Origin of the sequence: Pseudoxanthomonas sp. UTMC 1351 (genome assembly GCF_040948865.1) — a bacterium.
GTDB lineage: Bacteria > Pseudomonadota > Gammaproteobacteria > Xanthomonadales > Xanthomonadaceae > Pseudoxanthomonas_A.
This window is the reverse complement of sequence record NZ_JAVGJT010000072.1, coordinates 1-737: the sequence shown is the minus strand read 5'-3', so window position 1 is coordinate 737 and position 737 is coordinate 1. Positions and strand designations below refer to the sequence as shown.

Below are 737 nucleotides of genomic sequence, written 5' to 3'. Positions count from 1 at the left end.
CGACTCATTGGGCGATCTAACGCCCAGCGAGTACCGTCAACGAGTCGCCGGAAGTTCTACTTTTGAAGTGTCTACTTGACGGGGAAGCTTACGAATCTGCACGCCGGTATCGCGCCCGCCGACGCCAACGGGCTTGCCTCGGCCCACCGCGATCGTGATCGGCGGAAAACGCGCCTCGGGATAGAGGTCCCGAAGTTTGCGCAGCACTGTCGCCAGTCTTTCGCGAACGCGCGGCAGGGTATCGGCGCAGTCCCGCGCCTCCAAATAGATCTCCGGCCTTCTGGCAATGGCATCGGCGATCGACTGACCGGTGACCTTGCGCATCCGCGCGAGTTCGTGCAGCCCGTCCGAACCAAGATTGACATAGTCGTGCTGCAGTGCTTCGGCCGTCGGGCGCCCGCCCGCCGCATCATAGACCTGATAGAACCGGTCGACGTCGCCGGTCTCGATGACGGGCTCCGCGGCTTTGTCGACGGGCGACGCCGCCACGCCGCGTGCTCCTGAAGTCGTCGCAAGAACTAAGGCGACGACAATGATCCCGATGCTGGTCCGATCCACGTATCCTCCCAAATTAGAGTCGGCGTTCATCTGACGCCTAACGCCCGAGTTAAGCCGACCCGCGGTGAGGCAGTGGCTGGGTGCTAGCGTAGCGGAAAAGCACCTGAGTGGTGCCCGATGCGGGGTCGGCTTGAACGAATTAGGCCACAAGTGCTTAGAAAAATGATCACAGAACGAGT

At 61.6% G+C, this 737-nt stretch carries 1 protein-coding gene; it reads right to left on the bottom strand.

All coding sequences use genetic code 11. The features are described from left to right. Positions 1 to 36: 36 nt before the first annotated feature. Entirely contained in the window at positions 37 to 588 is a 552-nt protein-coding gene (locus tag AB6O04_RS20635; protein ID WP_368566303.1) for a hypothetical protein, read from the bottom strand. Positions 589 to 737 lie beyond the last annotated feature (149 nt).